This window comes from Streptomyces sp. NPDC002537 (assembly GCF_053594975.1).
This window is the reverse complement of the sequence record NZ_JBSFWT010000188.1, coordinates 1-2,535: the sequence shown is the minus strand read 5'-3', so window position 1 is coordinate 2,535 and position 2,535 is coordinate 1. Positions and strand designations below refer to the sequence as shown.

Here is a 2,535-nt window from a genome sequence, read left to right as displayed (position 1 = left end):
TCCACGCCCTGGGCACCGGCCAGCTCGAACGCATCGCGCAGATCCAGATCGGCCACCTCGCCAAGCGCCTCGCCGACCGCCGCCTCACCCTCGACATCACCCCACCTGCCCTCCGCTGGCTCGCCACCCTCGGCCACAACCCCAACACCACCGACACCACCCCACCCGACAACACCTACGGCGCCCGACCCCTGCGCCGCCTGGTCCAGACCGCCATCGGCGACCCCCTCGCACGCGCGATCCTCGCCGGAGACATCCGCGAAGGCGACACCGTGGACGTGAACGTCGCCCCGGACGGGGAAGGACTGACGGTGGGGCCGCGGGAGCGCGACCGGCTCACGAAGTCGTCGTGAACCGTCGCGAGTGGCCGTGAGTCGCCATGATCCGACGGGCGGGGGTTGCCAGCCCCCGCCCGTGATGGGGGAGGATGGCGGGAACCGTACGAAGGGAAATTCACGGTGAGTATCGACCCGTCCTCGATTCCGAACTTCGGGGGCCAGCCCGAACCGCAGGAGACGGGCCCGGCCGGCCCCGTCATCCCCGACCAGGACCTGGTCAAGCAGCTCCTCGAGCAGATGGAGCTGAAGTACGTCGTGGACGACGAGGGTGACCTCGCCGCACCGTGGGAGCAGTTCCGTACGTACTTCATGTTCCGCGGCGAGGACGAGCAGCAGGTCTTCTCCGTGCGGACGTTCTACGACCGTCCGCACGGCATCGAGGAGAAGGCACAGCTCCTCGAGGTCGTCGACGACTGGAACCGCCGCACCCTGTGGCCGAAGGTCTACACCCACACCAACGACGACGGCACGGTCCGTCTGATCGGTGAGGCGCAGATGCTGATCGGCGTCGGCGTGTCCCTGGAGCACTTCGTCTCCAGCACGGTCAGCTGGGTGCGGGCCTCGATCGAGTTCGACAAGTGGCTGGTCGAGCAGCTCGGTCTGGAGACCGACGCCGAGTCCGGCGACGACAAGCCGGACGACGAGGCCTGAGCCCGATCGCCCGGCGCCGTCACATCGGCATGCGGGCGACCGTCAGCAGATAGGTCCCGTAGAAGAACGAGAGCCCGGCCAGCGCGCCGACCGTCACGACGACGGTGCGCTGCCGGGCTCTCGCCATGGCCAGGGCCGTCGGGAGCAGCAGCGGGAAGGCGGGCAGCAGGAAGCGCGGCTTGGACGCGAAGTAGCTGGAGCCGCCGACCGCGATGACGACGAGCACCAGCGCGTACACCACGAGCACCGCGGGCGGCCGGTCGAGGGCGAGGAAGACCAGCGCCACGAGGGCGACGGCCAGGATCGCCACGGTCATGTAGTAGGCCATGGCGTCCTTCCCGATGCACAGGTGGCGGACGAACTTGAAGGCGTCCCGGCCGAAGTCGAAGCGTGACCCCCACAGCCGCTGCACGTCGAAGTAGCCCAGCAGCCCGCCGCCGGAGCGGAAGCCCGCCCAGACGACATAGCCCGCCCAGCCGAGCGGGGCGAGCGCCGCGCCGGCCCAGACGCGCCAGTCCGTGCGGGCCCGCCGGTCCCGGCACAGGGCGACGGCGGCCGTGCAGCAGACGGCGGCGGCCACGGCGACGGCGTTGGGCCGGGCGAGCCCCGCGGCCAGCGCGAGCCCCCCGGCCCACAGCCTGCGGCCGGTGATCGCGGCGTACAGCGCCCAGGCGGCGAGCGCGGTCATCAGCGGCTCGGTGTACGCCATGGACTGCACGATCGCGTGCGGCAGCAGCCCCCAGAGCACGACGAGCAGGGTGGCCGCCTTGCGCCCGTGCAGCCGCTCGCCGACCGCGTAGATGCCCCATGCGGCCATCCCGGCCGACACCCAGGCGACGAGCAGCCCGGCGCTGACGACGGTGAGCGGGAGCACGGTGGCCACGGCCCGCACCAGACAGGGGAAGAGCGGGAAGAACGCCAGGTCGTTGAAGACCACGCCGCGGGTGGTGGGGGAGGGGATGATCAGCCCGTAGCCGTGGCGGGCGATGTCGGCGTACCAGATGCCGTCCCAGGAGTGCCCGAGCAGCGTGCGCGGGTGCCGTCCGATCCACCAGGCCCAGCCCGCCATCACCGACATCCCGGTCAGCCGGACGGCGGCGTAGAGGACGAGTGCGGGGGCGGCCCGGCGCAGGGCGTCGCGTACCCGGTCGAGGCGGCGGGCACGGGCGCTCCGGGCCGCGGGACGCGGTTCCGGTGCCCGCACGGGCACGGCGGTGTCGGCTGACACGGGGGCACCTCCGGTGCGGACGCGGCCCGGCGCCCGCCGCCGGGCGGTGCGCGGGCCGGGGGCACGGGTACGGACGGGTGGCTTCGGCATACCGACCATGCGTCTCGCGCGTCGCGCGCGCGACACGGAACGCCCGTAAGCGGTGCGCCTTCCACCCGCTCGGCGGGCACGGCGGAGTGTCTGCGGGGCTCCGGGGCGCGGGTGTGCTTGCGGGCGGGACGTCCGGCGGCGCGGCCGTCCGGGGTCACGCCGGTGCGGGTGTACGAGCCGATCCCGTCGCCCTCGTGGGTCCAGTACCCGCTGCCGCAGGACAGCGGG

At 72.9% G+C, this 2,535-nt stretch carries 2 protein-coding genes and 1 pseudogene; 2 read left to right on the top strand and 1 reads right to left on the bottom strand.

Translation table 11 applies throughout. From position 1 onward, the window contains the following. Positions 1 to 353, top strand: a pseudogene (locus ACWD4A_RS35280) (ATP-dependent chaperone ClpB); the annotation flags it as partial. A gap of 105 nt (positions 354 to 458) precedes the next feature. After that, positions 459 to 989, top strand: coding sequence for a YbjN domain-containing protein (locus ACWD4A_RS35275; RefSeq protein ID WP_451200556.1), 531 nt, complete (start codon positions 459 to 461; stop codon positions 987 to 989). Positions 990 to 1,008: 19 nt separating this feature from the next. On the opposite strand, the gene ACWD4A_RS35270 is transcribed toward ACWD4A_RS35275, so the two are convergent. Next, positions 1,009 to 2,217, bottom strand: a complete 1,209-nt coding sequence (locus ACWD4A_RS35270; RefSeq protein ID WP_451200554.1) for a hypothetical protein — start codon at positions 2,215 to 2,217, stop codon at positions 1,009 to 1,011. Positions 2,218 to 2,535: the final 318 nt, after the last annotated feature.